Raw genomic sequence first — 26,581 nt, forward strand, 5'->3', positions numbered from 1 at the left:
CACGTCACCTCATGTCCACGCAAAACTTCACGGTGCGTGAAGCGGGAGCCCTGCGACCGCGGCTGCGTGAGGGTTTGCGCTTCTCCATCCAGCAGCAAGCTGGTGAGCGTGTGTGCATGATTGAAGACCCTGCGGCCTCACGATTTCATCGCATCGGCCTGGTGGAGCATCGCTTCGTGAGCGCGTTGGATGGACGCAAGACCGTGGCCGGTGTTCTCGCCCAACTCGCGCGTGAAGGTGGCACCCTGGTGAGTGAAGCGGAGGCCATGCAAATCGTGCACTGGCTGAAGGAGCAGAACCTCCTCGCCGTCGATAGCGTGCGCGGCAGCAATACCGACCGCGAGATGCGCGAGCAGGTCGCGCGTGCTGCTGCCACGTGGCTGAATCCACTGGTCTGCAAGATTCCCCTCTTCCGTCCAGATGCCTTCTTCGCCCGCGTGGAGCCGCTGCTGCGTCCGCTGCTGGGCTGGGCCGGTCTGCTCTTCTGGCTGGCCATCCTCATCACTGGTGCCGTACACGTGGCCATGGAGTGGCCGCGTTTCCAGGCGGATGGCGAAGGGCTGCTCTCCCGCGACAACTGGCTGTGGATCTTCCTCGCGTGGACACTGCTGAAGGTCGCTCACGAATTCTCCCACGGGCTCTTCTGCAAGCACTACGGCGCCACCGTGCGTGAGGCGGGCGCGATTCTCGTGGTCTTCGTGCCCATGGGTTATGTGGATGCCACGGCCAGCATCGGCCTGGCATCACGCTGGCGGCGCATGATGATTTCCGCGGCAGGACTTTACATGGAGTTCTTCCTCGCAGCGGTGGCCGCCATCGTGTGGGCACGCACGGAGCCGGGCTCTCTCCACACACTGGCGCATCACATGGTGATCATCGGCACGGTGGTGACGCTCTTCTTCAATGCGAATCCGCTGATGCGCTTCGATGGCTATTATCTGCTGAGCGATTTCCTCGAAGTACCGAACCTCGCCACACGGGGACGCCAGTGGCTGCACCGCGCCTTTCTCGCCCTGCTCACCGGGGGGAAGCAAGCCACACCGCTCCGCCCACGCACACGCGAGGAGTGGATCACCGCCGTGTATGGATGTGCTGCGTGGGTGTGGCAGATACTCGTACTGGTGGGACTGCTGCTCGTAGCCAGCATCGCGCTGCGCGGCGGAGGCTTGCTGCTCGCTATCGTGGGCGGCATCTTGTGGTTCGCCATTCCGCTACTTCGCTTCTGGTCGATGATGACGAAGGCCATCCGCAGTGGCTCGGGCAGTGTCTTCACGCTGGTGTGGCGCAGTGCGCTGCTGCTCGCACTCGCGGGCGCGGTGCTCTTCTTCCCGTGGCGACGCACCATTGGCAGTGATGGCGTGGTGGAACTCGCGGATACGCGCGTGCTCCACGCCGAGTGCCCCGGTTTCATTGTGCGTGAACTGGTGCAGGATGGCGACCTCGTGCAGGAAGGCCAGCTCCTGGTGGAACTCGCCAATGACGAAGCCACTGCCGAACTCGCGGAGCGCAAGCTCGCCCTCGCCCAGCAGGAGCTCCGCGCACGACTCGCCTACACGCGCGATGACATGGCAGCCTTCCAGTCCCAGCAGATACGCACCGCTGCCCTGCGCCGTGAAATCGCGGAACGCGAAGCCTTCCTCGCCACCATGCAGATCCGTGCGCCCTTCACCGGACGCGTGACGAACCGCCAGCTCGGACGCCGACAGGGCGTCTTCGCCCATGCAGGTGATGAAATCCTGCGCGTGGGCCGGGATGGTGAGTTCGAGGTGAAGCTCGCCGTGCGCGAGCGGGATGAATCGGCATTCCGTGGAAAAATCGACCAGCCCTGTGAAGTGCGCCTGCCTGCCCGTGAATCCGTGGCCAGCGGGCTCGTCTCACGCGTGGAGGCCCGCGCCACCCGCACGCCCACGCATCCCGCCCTCACTGCCCTGGCTGGTGGCCCCCTCCCCATGCGCCGTGCGGAAGAGCATACCCAAGGTCAAGACGACTCCAGCCCCGCCTATGAACTGGCCGAACCCTACTTCGCCGCCACCGTGCATCTCTCCGAACGCACCGACCTCCTCCCCGGCGAAATGGCCCGCGTACGCTTCCGCGATGCCCACCCCACCTCCCTGTGGTCGGAGACAAACCGTCGCCTGGCCCAATGGATTCAACGTGTGACCTCAGGCAGCGGAGGTGGACAAAGCGGCACGTGATCATGATGAGCGTCATGGCCCTCCGTTCCCTGATAGTTTCGCGGTGACCAGCGGTAGCACGAGTCTTTCATCCGCTATCCGTTGGCAATACGCGGGCGGATTCCCCGGCCATCAGGTATGGCGCAAAATCTCAAGCGGCGGGTGATTTGAGACACCACGACTGAGAGCGAGCCCCCCGAGGATCGAGATGCCGGTCGTGATCAAGAACGCAGCAATGAGCAGACTCGCATCAGGATACGGCGATGTTTCGAAGACATAGATGGCGAGGGCGGCATTGGCTCCTGTAGCGAGCAACGTGCCAGTCAGGGCGGAGAGGACACCCAGCGTCGCGTATTCAATGGTGAGGATGGTGCGCACTTGCTTCGCAGAGGCACCGAGCGTGCGCAGCAGGACGCTCTCACGAAGGCGGACATCGCGCCCGTTGAGCAGCGTGCCAATGAGAATGGGCAGCGCTGCGATGAGGGTGAAGCCACCAAGGAGGGTGACGACGAGGGAAATCTGCGAGAGCATGTTGCGAACCGTCTCGAGAATTTGTGCGAGATCGATGCAGGAAACATTGGCGAATTCCGCGGCCAGCGCCTTTTGCAGATTGCCCGAGGCGGCAGCATCAGGAGCGTGGGTGGTAATCACATGGAAACCTGGTGCACCCTCCAGCGCACCGGGCGGAAAAATCATGAAGAAGTTCAAGTTAAACCGGCTCCAATCAACCTTGCGGAAGCTGGTGACGCGAGCCTCCAAAGAAACTCCCTGCACATCCAAGGTCATGGTGTCGCCAAGATTAACACGCATGTCCTGTGCGATCTTCTCCTCGAGAGAGAGCGGAATCGGGCCACTGGGATCGGGGATGGTCTTGTGCCACTCGCCAGCAGTGATAGTCTCACTGGAGTTGAGGTAATCCCGGTACGTGGAGCGGAATTCGCGATTCGCGATCCAGCGAGGCAGGCCCTTCACCTTGCCAACGGGGACCCCGCGAATAGCCTGCACGCGCATGGTCACCATGGGAGCACCTTCCAAAATGGGAAGGTGGTGCCTCTTTACCAAAGCAGTGACGCCCTCGATTTGGTCTGCCTGGATATCGACGAGGTAGAGATTGGGATTCTCACGGGAGAGCGTGACGTCGAGACGCTGCTGGAGCAAATTCCCCACAAGGAGAATGGTCAACAGGAGAAACGTGCCGAGCCCGAGAGAGAGCAGGAAGAGCAGCGTCTGGTTGCCGGGACGGTGGAGATTGGAAACGCCCTGCCGCAAGAGGTAGGGCCAGCGTGGCTGGACGATGCGGCGCGCGCTCTCCATCAATACCGTGGCCACGCCCACGGTCAGAGCAAAGGCACAGGCAAGCCCGAGAACGAGCGCGAGCGCGCGCTGCCAGTTCGGGTCATTAGTGAAGGCGAGTAACACCAGCAACGCAGTGACCAGCAAGTAAACGGGCACGACGCGGAGATTGCCTCCCGGGAGCACGGCTCCGCTGCGCAGTGTGGCGGCGGGTGAGACGCGGCGGATTTTCAGCAGCGGAATGAGCGCGAACCCACAGCATACCGCAAACCCCGCCAGCGTGGTACGCAGGACGATGCCCCATTCCGGCGATGGGTCGATGCCGATGGGAAGGCTGCCTCCAAACCAGCGCAGCACACCGACCTGCAGGAGGATGCCGATGCCCGCACCAAGGATGGCCCCCAGAAATCCCAAAGCCACCGTCTGGGCGATGTACACTGCGGAAGCGAGCTGTCGCGGAGCTCCCAGGCACCGCAGGATGGCAATGGTGGGAACGCGACGGTTGATGTGCGACTGCACCGCTCCCGCAACCCCGAGTGCTCCGAGAGCAAGTGATGCCAGCGCGAGAAGCCCGAGATAGCGCTGAAAGAGCTCGAGCGCATCCCCGAGCGTATCCCTGCGATCCTCGGGAGTTTCAAGCCTCCAGGCTCGTTCCGGGAAATCGCGCTGGATGGTCTCCTTCAATTTCTTCGAAGGCGGTGCTTGAGGCATCTCCAGATGCATGAGCTGGGTGACCATGCTGTTCGCCCCGATGAGTCCGCTTTGGCGGATGTCAGAAAGGCGGACATACGCCTCGGGCGCGAAGGCACTGAAGCGGCTGGCGCGCGGAGGTGCCTTGTGGATGACTCCGAGAATCTTCAACCGGAGGCTGCCCAGCTCGACCTCATCTCCCACCGCGACCTTGAACTGCTCCAGCATGGCGGGATCCAGCAGGACGCCAGACTCATGAGGCAGACGCTGCCACGCTTCCGCAGGCAGGGTTTCTATTTTTCCATAGAATGGATACTCGCCCTCCAGCGCGCGGACATAGACGAGCCGTGCGTCCCCTCCCGGAAAGGTCATCATCGAAGGAAAGGCAACCTCACGAGTCGTGCGCGTCGCGAGCTTCGAAAGCTTGTCCGCGTCTTCGTCTGAGATGGGACGTCGCGAGGAAATCTGAAGGTCGGAGCCAAGGAGTTCCTTGGCTTGTGATTCAATGCCAGTTTCCACACTGGCCTTCAGCGAGTGAATGGCGACGAGAGCAGCGATGCCGGAGACGATCGCCAGTGAGAAGATGAGCAGACGCAGGCGCTGAGTCCGGCTGTCCCGCCAGGCCATGCGCCACGTCCACGGGTGGAGCAGCGCTGCTGCGAGACTGGTTGGAAGTGGGCGGGGATCAGACGGCATTTTCCGCCTCCGAGATGATGGTTCCGCCACTCATCTTGATGACGCGCCGCGCCTTCGCGGCCAGGCCAGGGTCGTGCGTCACCAGAACGAGCGCCGTACCCGCCTCGCGATTGAGGCGGAGCAGCATCTCCACGATTGGCTCGCTGGTGGCCGCGTCGAGGTTGCCAGTGGGCTCATCGGCGAAGAGAATCTTCGGACGGTGGATGAAAGCGCGAGCCAGGGCCACGCGCTGCTGCTCGCCCCCGGACAGTTGGGTGGGATAGTGGTCGAGACGGTCGCCGAGGCCCACTTCGCGCAGGAGGTCTTCCGCATCTTTCTGGCGGCCAGTCTCCCCGCGCAGCTCAAGCGGCACCAGCACATTCTCGAGCGCGGAGAGTGTCGGGATGAGCTGAAAACTCTGGAAGACAAAGCCGACGAGCTGGTTGCGCAAGGCGGCGCGGGCATCTTGGGACAGAGCTTCCAGGGCATGGCCGTCGAGTTTCATGGACCCGGAAGTCGCATCATCCAGCCCGGCACAGAGTCCCAGCAGAGTGGTCTTGCCACTACCGGAGGGACCCGTAATCGCGAGCGTGTCACCGGCTTCGAGGGTGAGGTGGATGTCACGCAGCACGGTCAGTTCGTGGCGCGCGGTGCGGTGTACCTTCGTCAGCCCCTGGATCTCCAGGATGGGCGGTTTGACAGCCGTGGGCGGTGAACTTACGCTTTGAGATGACATGGACGAGAAGGCTGGTGCTTGTACTGCTGATGTCAGGGTTTGCTGCCGGAGTATCCACTTTGCCAGCACAGACTACGGACGGCGCAAAGAAACGGCTGATTGTTCTTGGAGATAGCATCACGGCAGGGTTCGGCCTGGAGCGTGAGGAGGCATACCCTGCACTCCTGCAGAAGAAAGTGGATGCCGCAGGCCTGGCCTACGAAGTGACGAATGCCGGGGTCAGCGGTGACACGACTGCCGGTGGTCTGCGAAGAATCGACTGGGCTCTCGGCGCCAAGGGCGCAGACGTACTCATGATTGCCCTCGGTGGGAACGACGGCCTGCGCGGCATATCGCCCGAACAGACCGCGCAGAATCTCGCGGATATGGTGAAGAAGGCGCGCGCAAAGAATCCCACGATGAAAATCCTCATCGCGGGCATGCAGATGCCGGACAACATGGGGCCGAAATATGTCGAGTCCTTCAAAGCCATCTTTCCAAACATAGCGGAGACTCAGAAGACCGAACTCCTGCCATTCCTGCTGGAAGGCGTCGGCGGAGATGAAAAACTGAATCAGGCTGACAGGATCCACCCCACCGCCGAAGGGCAGCAGAAAATCGCGGAGCTCGTGTGGGCGAAGCTCAAAGGAATGCTCTAACAGGCGCTCCTGGTTCTCTCTAGAAACACCGCCGTCTGCGCCTCGTACACATCATCAGCGCACCCAGTACAAACAACAGCCCGCGCGTCGGCTCAGGCGCAGCAGCGAGCGAGGCAAGTCCCGCTTCGGCTGGATTAAACGCTTCCGCACCCGGACTGTAATCCACGCCGTCCTGGGTGTAGAACATCAACTGCCATCCTGAGGTGCCATCCAAGGGAGTAACCCAAGGGTAGCTGCCGTCGTGCCCCTCACTATCCGTGTACATCCCGTACGAATCCCCTGCGTTGATCTCCGGTTGAGCCAAGGTCGCTCCCGGCAGCCAATAAACAGCCAGCGGATCTCCCGCGTCCCAGCCGGCGACGTCCTCCAACAAAAGCTCAGGAGTAGCCCCGTCCAGAACACCGGGAATGCCGGACAAACTCAAATCCGTGAGATAGACCACCACATCATCGTCGCTGAGGTAGCTTCCCAGCGGAACATATCCTGGCCCCATCGTACTGAAGGTCCCATCCATCGTGCTGACCACGAGCATGACAAGACTGGAATCCGGAATGGGATTGCCATTCTGATCCTTCAGTAGATCTGCGTTCAGATAAAACGATACCGAGCCTTGCAAGGAAGCCGTGAGCAGGAAAAGAGCGGTCAGCGCCGAGAGTAAACGCATGAGGATTGTCTAGGGAGTTTCGAGAGGGAGATAGGGTGGCGTCACGTCCCACAAAGATGAAGAAGGCGCCGGAGTCGCCTTTTTTCGAATGACGAACACTCGCGAAGAAGACATCACCACATCATTGTCCGCCAACACCAAAGGCACTCCAGCCTTGCGCCAGCCAGGACCGGCGCCAGAACTGCCGCCAAAGTAGTAATAGCTGACAGTCGCCGCACGGTTGAAACCCAAGGACGCATTGTGCCACACCAGCAACATGTCCTGCCGGACGGCCAGGGAATGCGAACTGCTGGGAACAAACGCTCCCGACTCGATAAGATTGAGATCCCGCAGCCGCATCTCCACTGGAATCGGAGCCGCCACGAAATTGTCCTGATTCACATTGGCAGCAAGCGTGTTCAGTGGCGTGGCAAACTTCGCAACGTGGACGTCGCCGGAAAAGACGAGTGTCGTGCCCGAGGGATTATTGTGGCGGACAATGAAGAAGGAATCAGGCGGCAGCACCGTGTCGTTTGCCACCACATCAGGGACGCCGGACTTCCGCCAACCAGGTTCGGAACCCGAGTAGTAATAGAAGACTTGATCAAACGCGAGATTCTCGCCAGCCACAGTGTGGTTTGGAAGAAGCACCGAAGTGGGCCTCGCTGAAGCCGAATGCGAGGCGCTCGGGTGAATCCCCTGCCCATTCGGGAACACCGTGCCCAACGTATGATAGGGAACCACCTCGATGGCAATTTGCCCGGTCATGGCAGACAGGTCATAGCCCATGGTATCAACGACAACAGTGTTCACACCATTGGCCACGACGGGGCAGAAAATCCCCGCCCTGCTGCCACTCTTGAAGGACACGTAGTAGGTGTTGGGCTGCGTCCCCTGCAAATAAACAAACTGATTCTGCGGAAGTACCACCCCTTCAGGAAGGGTCAGCACATTGGATGTGTCCGTATACGATTCCGAGGCATCTCTGACACCATCGCCATCAGTATCCACAAACGGCTCCCCTTCATCATATTGCCCATTGGCACCGACTTCAGCCACACTCGTCACCAGCGCTGGCGTTCGCTTGAAAGGAACAAACAAGTAGCTGTCCGAATTACCCGCCAGCGCCACCTCAGTGTACCCCATGGGATCCGTGACCCCGTCCGCTGCCTTCACTGCGAAAGGAGCGGCCACAAGATGCAGCAGCATAGCTATCACTGTGCCGGCATTGCGATGGGAGGGGACCATGGGTGATGTGTACGTTAAAGGTTGCTGTTCTCAAGCGATCCAATTCTTTAGTCCGATGGACCCTGCCCGCTCAGCACCTCCATGATCTTCGCGGGCGATTCGCGATTCATCGCGAGCCAGGCCATCCCACGCAGACCAGGGTTGGCGTGTTTAAAAAAGTGTTTGTAGCCGGTGCACAGGTAGTTCAATCCCGGTTCACCGTCCGGGGTGCGGATGAAGCGATTCTTCGGACACTCGCCGTGGCAGGCAAAACGCACTTCACACTCGCGGCAGTAGCGCGGCAGCGTGTCCACTTTCGCAGTGCCGAAGAGTCGCTGCGGTGCATCGCGCACCATGTCACCCAGACCTTTATCCAAAAGATTGCCGAGCCGATGACGCGGCGTCACGAAGTGATCGCAGGAATAGATATCGCCATTGTGCTCCATCGCCACCGCGTCGCCGCACGTCTCTCGAAAGAGACACAAACCGGAGGGTTGCCCCATCCAGACACCGAGCATCACATCGAAGAGTTGCACGAACACTTTCCCGACATCGCACGTCACCCACTGGTCCCAGATCGAAGTCAGGAAACTGCCCCAGTCATCCGCAAGCACGCTGGCATCACTGGCAACTTCCCCTTCCCCCACCCTCTCCACCAGCGGGATGAATTGCAGATGGGTTGAGCCAGCGCTTTTGAGGAATTCATAGACTTCCAGCGGGCGCCGCGCGCTCTCGCGATGCACCACCGTCAGCGTGTTGAAATCCACCCTATGACGTTTCAGCACCTCAAGCCCACGCAACACGTTGTCGAACGTTGGCCTCCCACCTTTATCCACGCGGTACAAGTCGTGAAGGTCTCGTGGTCCGTCGATGCTCAGGCCGACGAGAAAATTCTCACGCCGCAGAAACTCTCCCCAGACATCGTCCAACAGCACCCCGTTGGTCTGGAAAGCATTGGCAATCCGGCGCCCGCGGCCGAGTTCCTTTTGCAAGGCCACCGCCTTTTCGAAGAACGGCACACCCATGAGCGTGGGCTCACCGCCCTGCCACGCAAACAAGACTTCCGCCCCCGCCGGTTGCGATTCAATCTGGCCACGCACATATGCCTCCAGCACCTCATCCGTCATGCGGTGGCTGCCAGACGGATAAAGCCCTTCCTTCTCAAGATAAAAGCAATACTTGCAGTCCAGATTGCACTTCGCCCCGGAGGGCTTGGCCATGACGTGAAAGGGACTGGACATTGAAAGCGCGATCTCAACACTAGCTCGCCGATGCCCACTGCACGCGGTAAAACGCCTTCCCCCCCTGAAAGGCATCACTCATCAGCACGGGTCCGTTGTTACCGATGACCACGGAACCGACATTCGCCCATAGCACGAGGTCGGTGGACTTTTGCATCTGGTAATTGGTATTAATGCGCGATAGAAAGGTGATCTGCACCTCTGCCTGCTCGCCAAGTGTCGGGTCGGTCCAGCGTTTGATTTCAAACTTCGTCTGCTCTGGAGCAATAGAAGGCGCGAAGGACCGGGGCGCCAGGCGCGTCGTCTCCAGGGTTGCGAGTTGGCCCATCAAGGTCGTGCGCGCCGCTTCTTGCTCGGGTGTGGCCTGCAGGCTGCCTCCGTCAGTGACGCGTTGCGCCTCAGCCCACTCCGAAATGTTATTCACCTCCAGTGGCAGTCCAAAGAACGCGTTGTAGTCGCCGCCATCCGGTCGCAGATCGTAGAACTCCTGCTGATCCGCCACCGCACCGGCGCCATCGAAATAACGCGCATATTTGTAATCCTGGGAACGGACCATGCGAATGCGGTTCGGCGGCGGGACCGCCCCATTGGGAAAGGTGGCCGCATCCGCCGCCGCATAGATATCGTCGAAGGTGAAAAGAATATAGTCCTGCACCGGAGGAGCCGCGGGATTGAGCACGATGCTGCTGTAGTCGATCCCCGCGAAGTTTTTCGTCTGCCAGTTCGGCACGCCAGTCAGTGCGCAGAGTGTCGGCAAAAGGTCCACATGTGACACCATGGCATTGGTGCTTTGTGCCGTTGGATAGAGCACGGGATTCGACCAAATCAACGGCACACGCAGCACCTCGTCATACGTCACGAACGTCTTCTGCCGCAAGGCGCCATGGCACATCCCATTCTCACCGTGATCGGACGTGCGGATGATCAACGTGTCATTCAGGGCGTCCGTTCCCGCCGCTCCGAGGTTATCAAACGTCGCCAGCAACTCTCCGATCTGGCCATCCACCTTCTTCATGAGGTTGCCGTAGAAGTTCAGGTAGTTCTGCTGCACCTGCGGCGTGGCGACGATACCCAGGCCCCCAGCCATCACCGCCTTGATCGCCGCATGTGCCGTTGGCTTGTAGTTCGTGGCCAGGTTTTCATTCACCGTTGGCGGAAGCGTCAGAGGCGGCACCGTTGGCACCAGCCAGCTATCATCATAGCCGCCTTCAATGTAAGCGGGTGTTCCAGTGCCGCCTAGCGGGAGCCCGGGATAGGCCAGCACATCGTGGGGATTGATCAGTGAAACCACCAGGCAAAACGGCCGGCCCGTCGGATTCTGGATTCGGTTTTCCAGGAAGGCCTTCGCGTCACTGATGAAGCGCTGGTCATGATTCGCCGTGCCGCCGCCGAAGTTCGTGATGGCCGTATCACCACCTGCATCTGGCGCGTCCCAACCGCTGAACCCGTACCGGCTGAGATCATCTTCGATCCAAGTACCGTCCACTCCATGGATCCCATGGCTCATGTGCCACTTGCCCTTGTAGATCACATCATAGCCCGCTTCCATGAGACATGTCGCCAGGTTGGGCAGGGAAGGATCAAGCTGTGGCTCGATCGGCGACTGCTGATAGTCCTCCGTCAGCGTGGAGTGCGCATGATGCTGCGCTGGGAACAGCCCGGTGAATAACGAATTCCGCGACGGAGTACACATGGCCGTAGCGCAGAACGCATGGGTAAACGTCAACCCGTTATTCTTCAGCCGCGTCGTATTTGGCAAATTGGCCGCTTCCCAACCAGCAGGGATCCACATGGGTGGCCGCTCCTGATCCGTCAGAATCAGCATGAGATTCATCGGCGAAGGCAGTTGCGCGCCTTGAGCCGTTTGCTGGGTCACCACACCAAAGAACTGCGTGCCCACCATGGCAGCAGAAAGTTGCTTCAGAAACTGGCGCCTGTTGGGATCGGGGTTGGCCATGAGACGCAGAAAAGCAGAGACCGCGGCAGGCGTCCAATCTTAAGCCCAAGACTGAAGAAAACACCCATCCGCTCCGCGAAATGCCTGCGAAGCTGTTGGCGAATGCGGTCGATACGGCACGACCATGTCGGTGTTCCCGCGGATGATTGACACCCTACGCCTGTCCCGCCGCCACATCTTCCCGCATGCTCTGCATGTCACGGGCCAGCTTCACGATTTCATTGCTGTCCCCCACCCTGAGCTTGCGCTTGATGTGCGCGCGATGGGTCTCAATGGTTTTGACACTCAGGCAAAGGCGGTCGGCAATCTCGCGGGTGCCCAGTCCCTGGCCGATGGCGCGGAAGACTTCCAGCTCGCGGTCGGACAGGAGGCGCAGATACGCATCACCCAGTTCTTCACCCGAGTGGATGGCTTTAAAAATCAGCCGGTCACTGAAGCGCTGGCTGACATAGAGCCCGTTGTTGGTCACGCGCGCCAGTGCCGCGCCGAGTTCGGTGAGGCTTTCGTCCTTGCGCAGGTATCCCTTCGCACCGGCACGCAGGGCGCGCAGGGCGTAGTTCGTCTCGTCATGCATGGAGACCATCAGCACCGTGAGCTTGGGGTCCTCGCTCAGCATCATCTTGGTGAGCTCCACGCCATCACGACCCGGCAGGGAGATATCCATCAGCACGATGTCAGGCTGCTGCTTTCGGAAGACTTCCAGCGCCTCGAAGCCATCCCCGGCTTCGCCGCACGCCACCACCCCGTCCATCTGTTTCAGCAGGCGGATGATGCCAAACCGGAAGGCGGGATGATCATCGACGACGAGTACCTTGAGACACTTCTGGGGCGCCTCAAAGTTTTGAGCAATGTCTTCTTGAGCCATGGAGCGACGGAGTCAGGACAACTACTGAGTCGCCCCTCAGGCACCTGCCGCGTGCATCACTGAGCCCATTGAGTCGAGCATCCCGGTCCGGAAACGCCTCGGACAAAATCGAAGGCATCGTTCCTCCACCACCACCCTCGAATTCATTGCATAATGCAACATTCCGCTGACAGCACGGTTTGGACAGGTGATGATGTGTCCGAAACGTCCCTTTTGGGCGGCGAGATGAGGATGGGGAAACCCAATTGCACCAATTTTGGCGCAAGGTTTGCATCACGTACCAGTTTCCCTTATAAGTCGAATCTTAAGCCATCCCACGGGTACCTCGTATGACAAAGACAGAAGCCGAAACTGCTCTCTCCCAGGTCGCCGAAAAGCCGGTGGCACTCCAAGGTGGGAAAAGCATGCCAGAAACCCGCTGGAGCCTGGTGCAAAAGGTGAAGGAGAAGGACGACCAGAAAGCCAAGGTCGCACTCGGGGAACTGATGAAAATCTACTGGGACCCTCTCCGCGCCTTCGCCTTGGGCAGAGGTGAGCCCCTTTCGGATGTGGATGATGCCGTGCAGGGCTTTTACGAGATGCTCATCACCCGCGGGTCCATGCTGAGTGTGAACCAAGACCGGGGGCGCCTCCGTTCCTTCCTTCGTGCGTCCTTCGAGCGCTACCTCATTGACCAGTGGGACAAGCGCTCCGCTGCCAAGCGCGGCGGGGGCCGGCACCACGTGTCCCTCGATCAAGAGGAGGAGGAGCACCACCATATCAAGGAACTCTCCCATGACATGACCCCCGAGCGCATCTTCGAGCGGCGCTGGGTGCTCACCCTGCTGGCCCGCGTCATGGAGGCGCTGCGGGCCAACTACGCCAGCCGCGGCAAGGAAGAAATCTACGAGGCGCTCAAGGGCGCGCTCGAATGGCAGAGCACCGACTTCAGCTACGCCGAGGCCGGAGCAAAAATCGGCATGAACGAGAATGCGGTGAAGCAGGCCGTATTCCGCATGCGCAAAAAGTTTGGCGAACTCCTGCGCTGGGAAGTGGCTGAGACGGTGAGTGACCCGGCGGATGTGGACGCGGAACTGCGTGAGCTCCTCAATGCGCTGGGCAACTGAGCCAGCGCCAGTCGAAGTCGACGCACTCTCCCGACGCGGCGATCATGGCAACCTGTAGCAAGTGTGACTTCAGCTACGACCCCGCCGTGGTTCCCGGCGGGCTTTGTCCACGCTGCCTGCTGCTGGGCATGCATGACTCGCGTTTTGAAAGCCCGCCGGAGGACGAAGACGACGACGTCCCTCCCCCCACCATCCGGGGCCTGGCCACCACCCTGGAGGACGATGAACTTGCCGCCGAGCTGCCAAACTTCGAACTCGTGGAGCGGCTGGGCAAAGGGGGCATGGGAGTGGTGTGGAAGGCGCGCGAACGCGTGCTGAACCGCCACGTGGCCATCAAGCTCCTGCACAATGTGAAGAATGACGCGGCCTTCGTGGAGCGCTTCACCCGCGAGGCCTGCGTCATGGCGCAGCTCAATCATCCCAACATTGTCACGCTCTACAGTTTCGGCCGCACCCGTTCCAACCACTGCTATCTCGTCATGGAGATGGTGGATGGCGCGGACCTCGCGGATCTCATGGCGCACCATCGCCTGGATGTCCCCACCGCGCTCACCATTGTGCATGACATCTGCGCCGCGCTGAGTCACGCGCATGAGGCAGGCTTTGTGCACCGGGACATCAAGCCGGGCAATGTCCTCATCGACCGGCACGGCCGCATCAAGGTCGCCGACTTCGGCCTCGCCCGGCTCACCCGCATGTCGGACAAGGACACCCTGGCCATCACGAAGCAGGGCTGGGCCGTCGGCACGCCCCACTACACCGCACCAGAGCAGGCCAACGGGCGCGGAGACGAGGACAACCGGGCGGACATCTACAGCTTGGGCGTCATGCTATACCAGATGCTCACCGGCGAGCTGCCCATCGGCATCTTCCGTCCGCCGTCGCAGAAGGAGAAGATGGACAAGCGGCTCGACAAGGTGGTGCTGCGTGCGCTGCAGGAAGAGCCCGCCAAACGGTACCAGGAGATTGAGGAATTCAGCAATGATGTCCAGGCCATCCGGGAAGACGTGGACCCCGTGCTCCTGGAAGAGCAGAAGGAGGCCCGCAACGCCACACGCTGGAAGCAGCGCCTGGAAATGGCTCTGGCCATCTCCCTGTCCCTCGTCATGGGCATCATGGGCGCGTGGTATGTGCGGGACTGGCTCGAAATGCCCGGCTCCAAGAAAGCGGATGCCGCCGAGGTTGCTCTTCCCGACGGAGGGGTGACCGCCCTGCACATCACGCCCACCGCAGATGACAAAGGGCCGACCATCACTCGCGAGATTCGCATTCAGCCACCCGCTCTCTCGAAAGGCAGCCTCTTCGGACGCAGCGTCTGCGCCAGGGAAGACTGGGTGGCCATTGGCGCGCCCAATGACACCTCCAAGAATTCCCGCGACCTCGGCGCCGTCTACCTCTACAAGCGCGATGACGCGGGCACCTGGTCCCTGAAGCAGCGCCTCGCCAATCCCCACCCCGGACTCGGCAGTCGCTTCGGCCACGAGGTAGCGCTCTGCAGCGGACGACTGGTGGTCGGCTCCCCGCGCCACCCCAAGATCGAGACCGGCTCCAGCACGGTCGATACCTATGAATTCCACGAGCCCTCGGGACGGTGGCGCCCTTCGGGAAATGAGCTTCCCTTGCTGGAATCTTCCGCACTGGGCGTCGCGGTCCTCGCGTGTAAGGATCGCTATCTGGCCATCGAATCTCAGTCTGGCTTCAATACGGAATCCCCCTCCACCAAAGTCCACCTCTACTCTCCGCAAGCAGGCGCCCTCACTGCCGGCCACACGGAATTGACCGGCCTCAGCCACCTCTCCTCTTCAACGGATGCGGCCCTCATCAACGCCGGAGAATTCGTCACCTGCCTTCGCCCCAAGGGCTCCGACTTCCCAACCCTCCTCCATGTCTCGCAGAAGCAGGGCACCTGGCAGAGCCAGCCTCTCACCGGCCCCATGGTCAACACCGGCACTCCGCCTCCCGGAAATTTTCAAAGCGTCGCCGCCTCGGATGCCCTGGTGGTCGCCGGCAGTCCCAAGTGGAATCATCTTACCGGACTCGTCTGGGTCCTGCGCCGGGATGCTACCACAGGCAGCCTGGTCCACGAAACCTATCTCCGTCCGGAAGAGGCTCAAGGCTCAGGTGAATTTGGCAAGTCGGTATCCCTGTCCGGCAACTGGCTCGCCGCGGGAGCGGATCATGGCGTGGTGGCAGAGGCGCACCGGGGTGCCGTGAGCCTCTTTCACCGGGAGGAAGGCGAAGGTGCGGACGCAGGCGCGGCTTGGGAAAGGCGCCTCTACATTCCCGCCACCGCACGCAGCGGCGCTGCCAGTTTCGGCTACAGCCTTTCCCTCACGCCCCAATGGGTCGTCGTCGGCGCGCCGAATTCAAGCGGCATGGCCGAATCCATGGACCCCGCCGACATGGACACCGCCACCGGCGCCGTGTTTATCTATGAATTCTCCCAGCCGCTTCCTTGATTGCGGAGGCAGCGAATCACGGAATGGGGACATTCCTGTCCCCATGGAAGTACGAACTACATCTTGAAGCTCTCAATAGCTCCCTTCGTGTAAACGAGGCGACTGCTTCGCAGGGAGCGGCACTAGCCTAGTGCCGTCATATGCAGCGTCGTCACGCGAGCAGCTTGGAAACGTCCTTACAGCTTCGAAGAGAAAGGCTCCGCACCCTATTTGCCTACCGCCGGCACTAGGCTAGTGCCGCTCCCTGCGAGGCGTCCTTTCACCACTGGGGACGTTCTACCTCCAATGACTCCGTTCGCGCCTCCATGGGGAGAAGAATGTCCCCACTCCTTGGCCCACGCACTCACTCCTACCTTCTCAGTCTCCGTGTCTCTGTGTTGAATCCCATGCAGCCCGCCACCCGCCTCGCCTCGGCAGCACTACACAATATCCACGTACTTCTGGTTCAACTGACGCAGGCGCCTTGCCAGCACTTCGCAAATGCGGGTGACCAGACGGTACGCCACCTTGGGGCGCACCTCGTGCATGCGCTCCAGGTTCTCCCGGGTCGCGCGCCAGACTTCGACATCCGTCACCGCCTTCACCGTGGCGCTGGAGGGACCGGGGTCAAAAATGCTCATCTCTCCAATCGAGCCCGTCTGGGTGATCTCTGCGATGGTGCGATTCCCGCGGTCACCCTTCTTGCTCACCTCCACCGTGCCCTTGAGGATGAGGTAGAGGTAGTGGTTCACTTCATTCTCCTCGATGATGACCTCGCCCGCAACGTAGTGCCGGGCCTCTCCAAAAATCGAGAGTTGTGCGACGTCTTCCGGGGGGAAATTACTAAGCAAAGGGGAAAGGGAGGCCATGGGTGTCTTCTCTTGGATTGGTTCACGAGAGTAATCCAGCTTTGGATCACTTCACGCCGATTTTTATGACGGAAGCGTTCCTCGAACTGCATCTACTCCAATCATCAATACGGCAACCGGCTCCGCCAGTTACGTTGTGGCGAAGCATTTCATAGCACGCATCACCGTGGGGAAAACCCACGTGAGAAAGCGCAGCCTCTCGAAGAGAGCACTGCCCCCTCCTCTTACTTCCACCAGTCCGGAATCTTGCCCGCGCCGTCCATGGGTGGGATGCGCATCTTCACCTTGTCCTTGGAGGGGTGCACAATCCACGCGGTGGCATCACCCATCTTCATGAGTTCGCCCGGCTGCACTTCGTAGTCCCACTCCTTGTTCACGGTCTTGCTGGCATTGCTGCCAAACAGGCCGGCACTCTTGGACACCTTCTTTTTCTCGATTTTGGCAATGAACTCCGCCACGGCCAGCGCACCCTCAGGGTCCGGCTGGCGGAAGGCAATACGCGAGCGGCAGTTCAGCGTGAGCACCTGGGCCTTTTCCTTCGTCAGCACGGGGAACAGGGACGCATCCGACTGCATGCCCAGGATGAGGCAGCAATTGGCGGCACGCAGACGGTCAATCACGTTGTGGTCGGAAATACCGTCTTCATTCGCCGTGGCCAGGGCCTGGAATTCGTCCAGCACCGCCAGCAGCAGGTTCTCATTCTTTCGTTGCGCCTTCGGCTTGTCGAACCGCATCATCGCGTGCGTGTAGAACAGCAGCTTGATGTAGGTGTTGATGTAGCGGCGCTCCGTCTGGAAGGTCTGGGGCATCGCGGTACAAAGCACACGCCCCTTGTCCACATCCGAAATCTCGATGGTGTTGGGCTCATCCGAGCAGAAGACCTCCGCCACATCGGCATCCATGAAGAAGCCGAGGTACACCTTGATGGTGCCGATGATACCTTCCTTCTGTTCCGCCGCTGCTGCAGAGAGGAACGTCTGGTCGAAATACTTGGCCAGCCGGATGCGGTCGTCATTGGAATCCGCATCGAGCAACTCCTCAAAGAGGTTCTCCATGGTGCCCTTGTCGCAGAGGACCATGTACACGCGCTTGAGGTTTACCGGCTTGCCCAGCGTCTCCAGCAGTTCGCAGGCAGAAGTGATGGCCTGTTGCGCCGCCGGCTTGAAGAAGGAGCTCTGCTCACCACCCGTCACGGACGCGCCGGTGTCCACCAGGTTCTTGGCATGCGTGTTGTACGGGAGCCGCTTGTCTGAGATGAGGTTGTAGCGCTGCTTCGGCTTCCAGTCCGTCATCCCACGCTCGGGACGCACTTCCAGCACGCAGATGGCCTCCGGCCTGCCGTGCCCCTTGGCATGCTCAATCGCGGTAAAGTGCTCATCCCCCTTTGCACCCAGCACCAGCCCACCCCAGTTCGGCCGCGCCACGCTAATCTGGTGCAGCAGCGGATTGAATCCAGAGGTCGTCTTGCCGACGCCCGTATCTCCCGTGATGAGCCAGTGACGCGTGAACTCACCGGGCTTCCACTTCAGGTGCTTGTACCGGACAATATACTCCTCCTTGCTGAAGAACTTGGGATTCCACAGCAGCACGACCAGCGCGAGAAGGATGCCTCCCCCCGCCACGCCCACCGGCTGCCCCACGCCCACGATCTCCCGCGTCTCCTTGTGCCGGACAAGTGTGGACTTCCCCTCCATGACACCGCTGTAACCTTCAAACTGCTGCGTGTACCAAAGGCCAGCAATGGCGATACCGGCGGCGATGATGAGACGGAGGAGGGCTAACATGGGATATTCAGTGAAGACGCGAGTTGCTAACGTGAGTTGAGAAAAAACACAAACAATGACCAGCCGGTTCTATTCCACCGCGCGCCTGTTGTTTTGCTGCGGTGTCCTGAGTGCCTGGTAGTTCGATGCCGCGGGGTGGGAAGCTGCGTCCGGCATGGGGAGAGAGTCCATCATGGAGCCATCGGTGAAATCCGGCAAGAACCTGCTGGAAAAAATCAGTCGGGCATAAGACGCGACAGGGCCACTCCTCCCTCTGGCGGGAGGCTGGGAAAGACAAGTGGAGAAGGGTGTCATCATCGTTGGGAAGTGGTGACCGTGGTGCTGGGACTGGTACCGGCGGTGGCGGGAGGATTGCTGCTCTTCGCAATCATCGGCAGCTTGTCGTAGTCCAGAATGTCACCTCTCATGTCCCTCAAGAGCCTGGGGCCCGGGTGGAACTGCGCATTGGCGGCACCCAAGCGGGGCTCCAGTGCCGCGCACTGGAGTGCCGCAGCATCCACCACCGTGTGAAAAAGGGCGGACCCGGTAAAGGGCGTGCTTACGTGAGATTCAAGACTGGCCACGCGCTCGCGCCGGAGCGCCCGATACGCTGGCGACAACCACACCAGCATGGGCACGTGCATGACGTCCGGCGTGACATTCCCATGAGCGAAAGGCAGCGTCTCCGCGTCTCCCCTATTCTGCCCGTGGTCGGAGATATAGATCATATAAGAAACGGCATCCGCCTTCGCCAGCACATCGATCACCTGGGTCAGAAACCAGTCCGTATAACGAATGGAATTGTCGTATGCATTCGTCAGGTTCTGGCGCTGGTCCTCGGTCAGCGCCCGCACAAAGGGACGCGAAGCAATGTCCAGCCGCTGCGCCGGGAAATGGTTGAACTCCGGAGGATAGCGGTCCGCATAGTTCTGGTGGCTGCCCATGGTGTGCAGCACGATGAACAGCCGCTCGTGTCCGCCCGCCAGCAGGTCGCGCAAGGGCTGGAGCAGTGCCCCATCGTGCTCCGAGGGAAGGCGCTCTCTCCCGGGAGCAAACGTGCCGCTCAGGAAACGGGACTCATCAGCATCCCGCGCAAAGATGGAGGAGGCCGTGTCATACATCCCGTGCTGCCGCTGCGTGGAGTACCACGCCGTGTGAAACCCCGCACGACGAAAGATCGTCACCACACTGGGCAGGGAAGCCGTTTGCTGCAGGTTCTCCGGAGAAGCGGGAGTCACCAGCAGCGGAATGCTCATGGTGGTAATCGGCGCCGGAGCGATGACATCCCGGAAACTCAGCACGCCCGTCATCTTCGCCAGCAAGGGAGTCGTTTCCCGGGGGTAGCCGTGAATCTGCAGGCTGTCGAACCTAGCCGACTCCCCAAGGACCAGCACATAGACTTCACGTGTACCAATCGGCTCTGAACGCGCGTGGATCTGCTCCTGCAGGGCTGGCCTCCCGGCGAAGTCCGCGCGTATCTTCCACGCACGCCAGGCGGAAAACGGCAGGTTGGCCGGGAACGTCGTGCCCAGCCGCTTCATGGCCACCTGAGTGTCCAAGGCCTTGTCTCCAAACACCACCTGGCCAAGTGGAATGACGACCAGGCACAGCAGGATGACACTCCGCGCGAGCCACCCCAGCCGATGCCCCTCCGGGATGTAGCGTCCGGTAAACCACCAGAGAAACCACACCGCCAGTGGCGCCGCCAACACTGCCAGCACCGCCGGCACCCAGAACCGCTCCAGCTCGCTCCAGTTCGTCTCGCTCAAGACCACCAGTGCCCACTCCCGCATCGGGGCGCCTGCCACCAGCTGATAGGCGATGAGCGCGGGGATGAAAGCCGCCAGCGGAACCCACAAGCGCAATGCCGTGCGCGCACTCACGAAAAACACACAGGGTGCCAGCAGGATGCCCACTCCCAGCCAGAAGCCCTCCACATGATACTTCTCCACACGCGGCCAGAAAACCACCACCAGATTCGGCAGTGACAAGAACAGCACCGCCATCACCACACCCGGAAGACACCGTTTGTCGTGTTCGATGCTCTTCTTGAGGAATGCAATCATGCGATGTGCGTTAACGACAGCCAGCGAGGTTCCGACCGGGAGTATGGAAATCATCTCCGCATTCCAGGCGTACGCGGGCCCTGACCCTGGCCCTCGACCTTCGTCCCGCCTGGGGGACCTCCCAGTTTTTCACGGACCTTCTCGCTGCCAATCTCCGTGCTGCTGTCTGTCGAATCCTGTCGCAGGCTTCGGGTGAGATCGATGTTCTGTTTGGCTTCATTCGCCCGGGAGAATGAAGCCTTGGATTCGTTGAGACGCTTGGTCGCTTGGTCGATGTCGTCCGCGAGGTTCCCCACAGGCAGGCCCTGCTTGGTCAGTTCCTTCAACTGATCCTGCATTTGCTGGAGCATCTGTTCCTGCTTTTTGATTTCTGCCTGCGCGAGGGCCACACGCTGCTCCGCGACCATCTTGAGGCGTTCAGCAATCAAATCCTGCCCCTGCCCCTGGCTCTCATCCTTCAAGCGCGCGGCCTCAGGGTCCGGACCGCCTTCGCCTTGCTGCACACCCTGCTGCTGCTCCTGCTGGCCTTTCCGGCCAGCGAGCATGCTCTTCAGGGTATCACGTACGCTAGGCATGATCCATAACTCCAGACTTCACCAACCACTGTCAATGGGACCTGCCGGTCACTACTTTACACCGCCAACGCCCACGCCCTGGCCGAGCTTGGGTCCCTGTCTAATCTTGTAGCCTTCCTTCTGAAGGGACTCACCCACCGAACCAGGGCGATAGGTCCTTTCTCCACCACCCACACCACTGGACGGCCCTTTCTGTCCGACGCCCGGGCCTTGGCTCGGGCCCTGGCTTTGGCTCTGTTGAGGGGCGCTTTCGAGACCTTGGTACACGCCATCGACCTCTTTCTCGAGTTTCGCGACACCTTTCCCCATGTCCTGCTTCTGCTGTTCCAGCGCCTTGAGCTTTTCTTGGTTGGCCTTCTGTTGTTGCTCGAGCTCCGCGATCTCCTTCTTGAGACGCTCAGCCTCGGGACCCTCCGGCTTGTTGGTACTTTTGTTTTTCGGAAGCTCATCAAGTTCCTTGTTGAGCTTCTTTTGCTGGTCCTCGAGCGTCTTTTGATTGGTCTGGTAGCCTTTGATGACCTTGTCCTGTCCGGCCATTTGCTCTTTGGCCTGGGCAATGCGGCTCTCCAGAGCGTCTACTTTTTCAAGCTGCTCCAGGCTCTTGCCTTGCTTCAAGTCCTTGAGCTGCCCTTCCCTCTGGGAAAGACTTTTCTCAGTAAGAATCTTCTCGTTCAAGACCTCTTCCTTGGAAGCCTGCAGCTTCTCCCACTTCGCCATGTCGGGCTTGTCGGAAGCAAGAATCTTATCCTGTTCCTCGCCAATCTTCTTCAGGTCCTTGTTGCACTGATCAATGTACTTCTGGTGGCGGCCAATGCTCGATTCCACCTGTTCGATCTGTTTCGCGAGATTGTTCTTGATGCTCTCGTCCTGCTTCAGCTGCTCCAGGCCCCTGCCGTTCTTGAGCATCACGTTGTCAGCCTCAAGCTTGGCATTTGCTTCCCGCAGTTTTGCTGCATCTTCCGTCAGACCGGTATTGATCCCCGTCAGCTGCTTGTTCTTTTCCGTGAGGCCGATGTTCTCCTGCGTGAGCTTGGTGTTCTGTTTCGCAAGCTCGGTGTTCTTTTCCGTCAGACCGGTATTGTCCTCCTTCAGCTTGGTGTTCGCTTTGCCCAGCTCAACATTCGCCTGCGTCAGATCGTCGCGCTTCTGCACCAGCCCTTCCTTCTCCTGCGTCAGAGCAGTATGCTTCTCCCCCAGGTCGATGCTCTTCCCTGCCAGCTCGTCATTCTTCTTCCCCAGCCCGTCCTTCTCCAGCGCCAGAGCGCCGTTCTTCTCCTTCAGACTGGTGTTCTCCTGCCTGAGCGCGGTGTTCGCTTTCTCCAGTTCGGCCTTCTGCGCCTCAAGCCCTTTGAGCTTGTTGGGATCGGGATTGTCGCCAAGCTCCTTGATCTGCTTATCAAGCTTGCCAATGGCATCTTCGTTGCCTTTGATCTTGGCGTCGTTACCTTCGATCTGTTTCTGATTGGTGGTGATCTCGGACTGGATCTTTCCCATCCTCTCATCGTTCGCACTGATCGTTTCCTCGATCTTCCGGGCCTCAGTCAGGTTATCCTCGATCGCCTTCTCAGTCTCTTCGATCTTGGTGTTGTTCTCCGTGATCGCGGTCTCGTTCTCTTTGATCTTGGCCTCGTTCTCTTGGACCTTGTCCTCGTTCTCCTTGATCGTTTTCTTGTTGCCTTCGATCGTGGTGGTGTTGCCTTCGATGGTGAGCTTGTTGCTGGCGATCGTGGTCTTGTTGCCTTCGATGGCCTTCAGGTTCTCATCGATCGTCAACTGACCGGCCTCGATCTCAGACAAGTTGGACTCAATCTGGGTCTCGTTTTCCAACATCTTGTCCGCAACGTCCTGCGCGAGCTCGACATTCTTGTCAGAAGTCTCCATCCCGTGGGCCTTGAGAATGTCGCGCATTTCCGCGCGCATCTTGTCATTCTCAGCCTTCATGAACTCGCGCTCTTCCTTGCGAATTTCAGCCTCCCGCTCCCTGGCAGTCTGCTCCTTTCTTTCTGCCATCTTCTGAGCCTGCAGCTCACGCTCCCGCCGGCGCCGCTCTTCGACAATCGTCTTGATGAGGGCAAAGATATCCCTCGCGACCGACTTCATCGTCCCCGTGAACATTTCGCCGCCGTCTTCTGCCATAGTGCTGGAAAATCTAAAGTTGGATTCAGTGAGTGGCTAGAGCTGCACATGATTGCGTCTCTGCCACAATATGATCGGCTTTTCCCCCGGTGCGGTTACGCGAATTAGATAATCTTTCCATTTGTCCCCCATGCGCTGTTGCGCAGCGCTGAGCGCCCACTGCTGGGCCTCCTTCACCGGCATGGGGTGCGGGATGGACGTCTGGACCAGGGTAGGATGCCAGCTGTCATCATGAATCTGGCCGTAGTACTCGACCCGTGACCCCGCGGGGATGACATCCGTGATGATGGACGTGCGCGTCGTCTTGCTGGCACAGGAGACCGGCAGGAGGCTGGTGGAGAGAAGGAGGAGGAGGAGGAGTTTTGATGTCATGTGTCTTCCTTGTCAGTCTTGTTCCCTGCAATCAGGGTGCGGCCCCGCTCAGCCCACGGCCTGCCCCAGCGGTCGAAGCAGTACATCACCACGGCGCCGATGAGCCCCGCCCAGGCGAGAACATACGCCCCGCTGCTGAGGCCCGCGATCAAGAACCAGACGCAAACGCCATACTTCTTGATCTCGCGCTTGTGCAATTGCCATAGCTCACGCGTTCTGTATGACCAGCTTCCCATTTTGGACGTTGAGTTCGCCTGAGGTGGAGTGTCCCTGGAGCATCGCCTCGCGCACCGCATGGCGGCAGTGGCTTTCCACGGTGGTGCGCATACGGCGGGCACCGAGGCGGGGTTCCACACCCTCCGCCACCAGCAATTCCAGCACACCTTTTCCAAACGTGAGATTATGCCCCTTGGACGCAAGCAGCTTCAGTTCCTTGTTCAGCATGATGGTGGCGATCTGCTTCTGGGCGTTGTAGCTCAGGCGCTGGAAGACGCAGCGCACATTGAAGCGCGCGAGCACTTCCGGGCGGAGTTCCGCAGCCGCGAGGTCTTCAATGAACCGCTCAATCGTCGTGATGCTGCTGCTCTTCACATCCATGAGCACATCCGCACCAATGTTGGTGGTGGCCACAATGTAGAAGTCCGCAAGGTTCAGCGTCTCCCCGTTGGCCACGGTGATGCGCGCCGCATCCAGCACCTGGAGGAAGATGTCCAGCACGCGCGGGTGCGCCTTTTCAATTTCGTCGAACAGGATGAAACCCCTGCCCTCCGCGCGGTCATAGAAGCGGCCCATGTTGCCACGGCTGTTCTCCCCCTGGCCGAGGAGAAGCTGCAGCGACTCCTGGTTCTGGTACTCAGACATGTCCAGGCGGATGCAGTGCTTCTCCACATCGCCAAACAGATACTGGCACATGAGCAGCGTGATCTCCGTCTTGCCCACACCGGTGGGTCCGAGGAAAAGGAAGGTGCCCTTGGGCCTGCCGGGGTCCGAAAGACCCAGCTCCCCGTTTTGCAGGGTGGGAACGACCTTGGGAATGACGTGATCCTGCCCAATGATCCTGCCTTTCAAAAAGTCGGGCAGGTCACGGAGACGGCTCTTGTGATCCGTGGTTGGGGGCAGTGTGATGTGCCACTTCATGGTTTCTTGGTCGCGTCTTTGATGCTCCTGTTCAGAGCCTCTTCCATAGCCTGTCGTTCCTTCATTTCACGCAATTCATCCTGCGCTTTACGATGTTCTTCCTTCAGGGCGCTGAGATCCGACTGGGCCTTGGCATTCTGCTGCTGGAGTTCGGCAATGGTCTTGTTCTTGTCCGGTGCGGACGCCAGGAAAGCCTCGATCTGCTCCTGCTTGTCGCGCAGCAGGGACACACGCTTCTCCAGTTGCGCGCTCAGTTCGATCTGGCGCACACGTTCGGCATTCACCACGCTATCCTTGGGCACCGGGTCATGCTCGGGCTCGCGAATGCCCAGCACCACGCCGCGTGAGGTCATGGGAGTGGCAGGCAGGCGCTGATCCCAGCGGGCATCCTGCTCCACGCGATAGACCGAATGCGCTTCGTGCATTTCGCGACGATCATGACTGGGGAGACGGCCGATGTGGTACGTGTGCACCTCCTCGGGATGGCGGACACGGGACACATCATACGGATCAATCTTGCGTCCCTGCGGCCAGCCATCCAGGGCGTTGCGGGTGTAGCTGGGAATCTGCAGGGTGCTCTGAAGGTCTTCGTCATAGGAGACGTCCTCGGGCTTCTCCGGTTTGGAGGCGCAGGAGGACAGTGCCGCCAAGAGAAGCAGAGCTAGGGCCTGGGGAGCAGAGGTTGGTTTCATGGGCGATGCAAAATGGGACGTCTACCGTGGGGCGGGCGAAAGAGGGATGGGAAGTCGTGCAGGGGCTGTGGGAGCGCCCCCTCCTCCTGTTGCGGAATTGGCGGGCACCATCAGAGCCTTGGTGCGCTCCACGAGGGATTCATGGCGGGCGGCGGCTGCCTGTTCTTCCGTCGCAGCTTTCTTTCCGGCGGTCTGGGACTGGAAGTCAGCGGCCTTTGCCGCGGCGGCGCTCACCATCGCTTCATACGCGTTCTGCTGCAGCTGGATGCCGGATACCGCGCTGTTCCCCTGGCGTAGGCCACCGATGCTGCGCAGCTCCGGTTCGAACACATCCATCGTGTAGATGTAGAAGGAGGTACCGGCAGGCACCTGCACATAGTTCGTGTCATTCTCCATCTTCTGCACCAGCAGGTTGGAGTAGGCGGAGGCACCACCCGTGCCCGCTCCCAGCATGGCATTCCTGCTGCTGTTGTCCGGCACCAGACCATACACCGATTGGAAGGTGCTCTGCTGGGCTCTCATGATGCCTTGAAGCGCTTCGCTGATGAGGATCTTCAACTCAATGTACTCGTCCGACTTCATGATGCGGCCACGAATGCCCGGCGAACCATCCAGCAAACCAAAGGTGCCATCCGGAAGCGGCTGGTGATCGAGGGCGATGCCGTTGATGACATACTCGGAGCCGTCCGCCCAGACGAAGGTGAAGGCGCCGCGGATATCCACGCGGTCACGAATCTTGCTGTCCTTGGCAGAGGCGGCCATCACCTGCGTACCTGCGGGAACAATGAGGTTCCCCTGGAAATACACATCCTCAGTCACCATGCCAAGCACGGGGGTGCCGTTGTTGTTCGTCTCAAGGGTAATCACCAGAGCGGCTTTGATCAGCGTGCCGCGAGGCGCGAAGACCTTCGGTGGCTGCGCCGAAAAAGGCTTCACGTTGGGCGAGGACTGCACCTGCACCAGCTCAGGAAACGAAGGTCTCTTCGGCTGCTCCTGCCTCTTGGGCTCCTCCTTCTGCACAATCACCGGCGGCTGCTCAGGGCGCAGGGGAGGCAGCACCAGTTTGTCGAGTCGATTGACTTCCGCCACTTCACTGCCGGTGATGTCACGACGCCCCACTTCCACCTGTTCTGTGGAGGCCTGCCCCATGCCTGCGGGCGGGGGCTTCTGCTCCGCCTTGGGGGCAGTGCGCTGCTGGCTCTGGTACCAGAAGAACCCGCCGCCGACCGCTACCGCGACGACGAACAAGGTGATCTGGACACCGGGTTTCTGTAAGTAAGACAGCATG

21 protein-coding genes are annotated in these 26,581 nt (G+C 60.2%); 4 read left to right on the forward strand and 17 right to left on the reverse strand.

All coding sequences use genetic code 11. The annotated features are described in order from the left end of the window. Nucleotides 1-11: 11 nt before the first annotated feature. Nucleotides 12-2,195 carry an HlyD family efflux transporter periplasmic adaptor subunit gene (locus G5S37_RS20735; protein WP_165206349.1) on the forward strand — a complete coding sequence of 728 codons (2,184 nt, stop codon included), beginning with the start codon at nucleotides 12-14 and terminating at the stop codon, nucleotides 2,193-2,195. 111 nt (nucleotides 2,196-2,306) lie between these two features. On the opposite strand, the gene G5S37_RS20740 is transcribed toward G5S37_RS20735, so the two are convergent. Together G5S37_RS20740 and G5S37_RS20745 are read right to left on the reverse strand one after the other, a co-directional pair. Continuing rightward, entirely contained in the window at nucleotides 2,307-4,853 is a 2,547-nt protein-coding gene (locus tag G5S37_RS20740; RefSeq protein WP_165206350.1) for an FtsX-like permease family protein, read from the reverse strand. Continuing rightward, on the reverse strand, nucleotides 4,843-5,568 hold the full coding sequence (locus G5S37_RS20745) for an ABC transporter ATP-binding protein (RefSeq protein ID WP_165206351.1): 726 nt from the start codon (nucleotides 5,566-5,568) through the stop codon (nucleotides 4,843-4,845). The genes G5S37_RS20740 and G5S37_RS20745 overlap by 11 nt, the downstream gene beginning before the upstream one ends. Here G5S37_RS20745 and G5S37_RS20750 point away from each other — a divergent pair. Further along, complete coding sequence (locus tag G5S37_RS20750; protein WP_206026081.1) at nucleotides 5,562-6,206, forward strand: arylesterase; 645 nt, start codon at nucleotides 5,562-5,564, stop codon at nucleotides 6,204-6,206. The genes G5S37_RS20745 and G5S37_RS20750 overlap by 7 nt on opposite strands. A gap of 19 nt (nucleotides 6,207-6,225) precedes the next feature. On the opposite strand, the gene G5S37_RS20755 is transcribed toward G5S37_RS20750, so the two are convergent. From G5S37_RS20755 to G5S37_RS20775, 5 genes are all read right to left on the reverse strand, one after another. Continuing rightward, the gene (locus G5S37_RS20755) at nucleotides 6,226-6,870 is read right to left on the reverse strand and encodes a PEP-CTERM sorting domain-containing protein (RefSeq protein WP_165206353.1); all 645 of its coding nucleotides are present in this window, start codon (nucleotides 6,868-6,870) and stop codon (nucleotides 6,226-6,228) included. 9 nt (nucleotides 6,871-6,879) lie between these two features. After that, nucleotides 6,880-8,097, reverse strand: coding sequence for a TIGR02597 family protein (locus tag G5S37_RS20760; RefSeq protein WP_165206354.1), 1,218 nt, complete (start codon nucleotides 8,095-8,097; stop codon nucleotides 6,880-6,882). A gap of 47 nt (nucleotides 8,098-8,144) precedes the next feature. Further along, entirely contained in the window at nucleotides 8,145-9,296 is a 1,152-nt protein-coding gene (locus G5S37_RS20765) for an anaerobic sulfatase maturase (RefSeq protein ID WP_206026082.1), read from the reverse strand. A gap of 40 nt (nucleotides 9,297-9,336) precedes the next feature. Continuing rightward, nucleotides 9,337-11,274, reverse strand: coding sequence for a sulfatase-like hydrolase/transferase (locus tag G5S37_RS20770; RefSeq protein ID WP_165206356.1), 1,938 nt, complete (start codon nucleotides 11,272-11,274; stop codon nucleotides 9,337-9,339). A 154-nt stretch (nucleotides 11,275-11,428) separates the two neighbouring features. Next, entirely contained in the window at nucleotides 11,429-12,139 is a 711-nt protein-coding gene (locus G5S37_RS20775; RefSeq protein ID WP_165206357.1) for a response regulator transcription factor, read from the reverse strand. A gap of 404 nt (nucleotides 12,140-12,543) precedes the next feature. Between G5S37_RS20775 and G5S37_RS20780 the strand changes: the two genes are divergently transcribed. Beyond that, a complete protein-coding gene (locus G5S37_RS20780; protein WP_165206358.1) occupies nucleotides 12,544-13,245 on the forward strand; it encodes an ECF-type sigma factor in 702 nt (233 codons plus the stop codon). A gap of 44 nt (nucleotides 13,246-13,289) precedes the next feature. Continuing rightward, entirely contained in the window at nucleotides 13,290-15,704 is a 2,415-nt protein-coding gene (locus tag G5S37_RS20785; RefSeq protein ID WP_165206359.1) for a serine/threonine-protein kinase, read from the forward strand. A gap of 419 nt (nucleotides 15,705-16,123) precedes the next feature. On the opposite strand, the gene G5S37_RS20790 is transcribed toward G5S37_RS20785, so the two are convergent. The 10 genes from G5S37_RS20790 to G5S37_RS20835 all read right to left on the reverse strand — a co-directional run bounded on the left by G5S37_RS20790 (nucleotide 16,124) and on the right by G5S37_RS20835 (nucleotide 26,580). Further along, nucleotides 16,124-16,552: a cyclic nucleotide-binding domain-containing protein gene (locus G5S37_RS20790; protein ID WP_165206360.1), complete on the reverse strand. Its 429-nt coding sequence runs from the start codon at nucleotides 16,550-16,552 to the stop codon at nucleotides 16,124-16,126. A 224-nt stretch (nucleotides 16,553-16,776) separates the two neighbouring features. Next, the gene (locus G5S37_RS20795) at nucleotides 16,777-18,336 is read right to left on the reverse strand and encodes a type IV secretion system DNA-binding domain-containing protein (RefSeq protein ID WP_165206361.1); all 1,560 of its coding nucleotides are present in this window, start codon (nucleotides 18,334-18,336) and stop codon (nucleotides 16,777-16,779) included. Nucleotides 18,337-18,629: 293 nt separating this feature from the next. Then, a complete protein-coding gene (locus G5S37_RS20800; RefSeq protein WP_165206362.1) occupies nucleotides 18,630-20,381 on the reverse strand; it encodes a sulfatase-like hydrolase/transferase in 1,752 nt (583 codons plus the stop codon). A 50-nt stretch (nucleotides 20,382-20,431) separates the two neighbouring features. Beyond that, nucleotides 20,432-20,956 (reverse strand): hypothetical protein, encoded by a 525-nt coding sequence (locus G5S37_RS20805; RefSeq protein WP_165206363.1) that lies wholly within the window; start codon nucleotides 20,954-20,956, stop codon nucleotides 20,432-20,434. A gap of 51 nt (nucleotides 20,957-21,007) precedes the next feature. Next, the gene (locus tag G5S37_RS20810; protein ID WP_165206364.1) at nucleotides 21,008-23,092 is read right to left on the reverse strand and encodes a hypothetical protein; all 2,085 of its coding nucleotides are present in this window, start codon (nucleotides 23,090-23,092) and stop codon (nucleotides 21,008-21,010) included. 36 nt (nucleotides 23,093-23,128) lie between these two features. Continuing rightward, entirely contained in the window at nucleotides 23,129-23,464 is a 336-nt protein-coding gene (locus tag G5S37_RS20815; protein WP_165206365.1) for a hypothetical protein, read from the reverse strand. Next, a complete protein-coding gene (locus G5S37_RS20820; RefSeq protein ID WP_206026083.1) occupies nucleotides 23,461-23,616 on the reverse strand; it encodes a hypothetical protein in 156 nt (51 codons plus the stop codon). The genes G5S37_RS20815 and G5S37_RS20820 overlap by 4 nt, the downstream gene beginning before the upstream one ends. 55 nt (nucleotides 23,617-23,671) lie before the next feature. Further along, nucleotides 23,672-24,601, reverse strand: coding sequence for an AAA family ATPase (locus tag G5S37_RS20825; protein WP_165206367.1), 930 nt, complete (start codon nucleotides 24,599-24,601; stop codon nucleotides 23,672-23,674). Continuing rightward, nucleotides 24,598-25,293 (reverse strand): hypothetical protein, encoded by a 696-nt coding sequence (locus G5S37_RS20830; RefSeq protein WP_165206368.1) that lies wholly within the window; start codon nucleotides 25,291-25,293, stop codon nucleotides 24,598-24,600. Before G5S37_RS20830 ends, G5S37_RS20825 begins: the two co-directional genes overlap by 4 nt. A 21-nt stretch (nucleotides 25,294-25,314) precedes the next feature. After that, nucleotides 25,315-26,580, reverse strand: coding sequence for a TrbI/VirB10 family protein (locus tag G5S37_RS20835; RefSeq protein ID WP_165206369.1), 1,266 nt, complete (start codon nucleotides 26,578-26,580; stop codon nucleotides 25,315-25,317). Nucleotide 26,581: the final 1 nt, after the last annotated feature.

It is taken from the genome of Roseimicrobium sp. ORNL1, from assembly GCF_011044495.1.
Classification (GTDB): Bacteria; Verrucomicrobiota; Verrucomicrobiia; order Verrucomicrobiales; family Verrucomicrobiaceae; genus Roseimicrobium.

Excerpts from the sequence above, each read along its gene's own strand:
- G5S37_RS20735 (WP_165206349.1), top strand. The coding sequence starts at position 12 with ATGTCCACGCAAAACTTCACGGTGCGTGAAGCGGGAGCCCTGCGACCG.
- G5S37_RS20740 (WP_165206350.1), bottom strand. The coding sequence starts at position 4,853 with ATGCCGTCTGATCCCCGCCCACTTCCAACCAGTCTCGCAGCAGCGCTG.
- G5S37_RS20750 (WP_206026081.1), top strand. The coding sequence starts at position 5,562 with ATGACATGGACGAGAAGGCTGGTGCTTGTACTGCTGATGTCAGGGTTT.
- G5S37_RS20745 (WP_165206351.1), bottom strand. The coding sequence starts at position 5,568 with ATGTCATCTCAAAGCGTAAGTTCACCGCCCACGGCTGTCAAACCGCCC.
- G5S37_RS20755 (WP_165206353.1), bottom strand. The coding sequence starts at position 6,870 with ATGCGTTTACTCTCGGCGCTGACCGCTCTTTTCCTGCTCACGGCTTCC.
- G5S37_RS20760 (WP_165206354.1), bottom strand. The coding sequence starts at position 8,097 with ATGGTCCCCTCCCATCGCAATGCCGGCACAGTGATAGCTATGCTGCTG.
- G5S37_RS20765 (WP_206026082.1), bottom strand. The coding sequence starts at position 9,296 with ATGGCCAAGCCCTCCGGGGCGAAGTGCAATCTGGACTGCAAGTATTGC.
- G5S37_RS20770 (WP_165206356.1), bottom strand. The coding sequence starts at position 11,274 with ATGGCCAACCCCGATCCCAACAGGCGCCAGTTTCTGAAGCAACTTTCT.
- G5S37_RS20775 (WP_165206357.1), bottom strand. The coding sequence starts at position 12,139 with ATGGCTCAAGAAGACATTGCTCAAAACTTTGAGGCGCCCCAGAAGTGT.
- G5S37_RS20780 (WP_165206358.1), top strand. The coding sequence starts at position 12,544 with ATGCCAGAAACCCGCTGGAGCCTGGTGCAAAAGGTGAAGGAGAAGGAC.
- G5S37_RS20785 (WP_165206359.1), top strand. The coding sequence starts at position 13,290 with ATGGCAACCTGTAGCAAGTGTGACTTCAGCTACGACCCCGCCGTGGTT.
- G5S37_RS20790 (WP_165206360.1), bottom strand. The coding sequence starts at position 16,552 with ATGGCCTCCCTTTCCCCTTTGCTTAGTAATTTCCCCCCGGAAGACGTC.
- G5S37_RS20795 (WP_165206361.1), bottom strand. The coding sequence starts at position 18,336 with ATGTTAGCCCTCCTCCGTCTCATCATCGCCGCCGGTATCGCCATTGCT.
- G5S37_RS20800 (WP_165206362.1), bottom strand. The coding sequence starts at position 20,381 with ATGATTGCATTCCTCAAGAAGAGCATCGAACACGACAAACGGTGTCTT.
- G5S37_RS20805 (WP_165206363.1), bottom strand. The coding sequence starts at position 20,956 with ATGCCTAGCGTACGTGATACCCTGAAGAGCATGCTCGCTGGCCGGAAA.
- G5S37_RS20810 (WP_165206364.1), bottom strand. The coding sequence starts at position 23,092 with ATGGCAGAAGACGGCGGCGAAATGTTCACGGGGACGATGAAGTCGGTC.
- G5S37_RS20815 (WP_165206365.1), bottom strand. The coding sequence starts at position 23,464 with ATGACATCAAAACTCCTCCTCCTCCTCCTTCTCTCCACCAGCCTCCTG.
- G5S37_RS20825 (WP_165206367.1), bottom strand. The coding sequence starts at position 24,601 with ATGAAGTGGCACATCACACTGCCCCCAACCACGGATCACAAGAGCCGT.
- G5S37_RS20830 (WP_165206368.1), bottom strand. The coding sequence starts at position 25,293 with ATGAAACCAACCTCTGCTCCCCAGGCCCTAGCTCTGCTTCTCTTGGCG.
- G5S37_RS20835 (WP_165206369.1), bottom strand. The coding sequence starts at position 26,580 with ATGCTGTCTTACTTACAGAAACCCGGTGTCCAGATCACCTTGTTCGTC.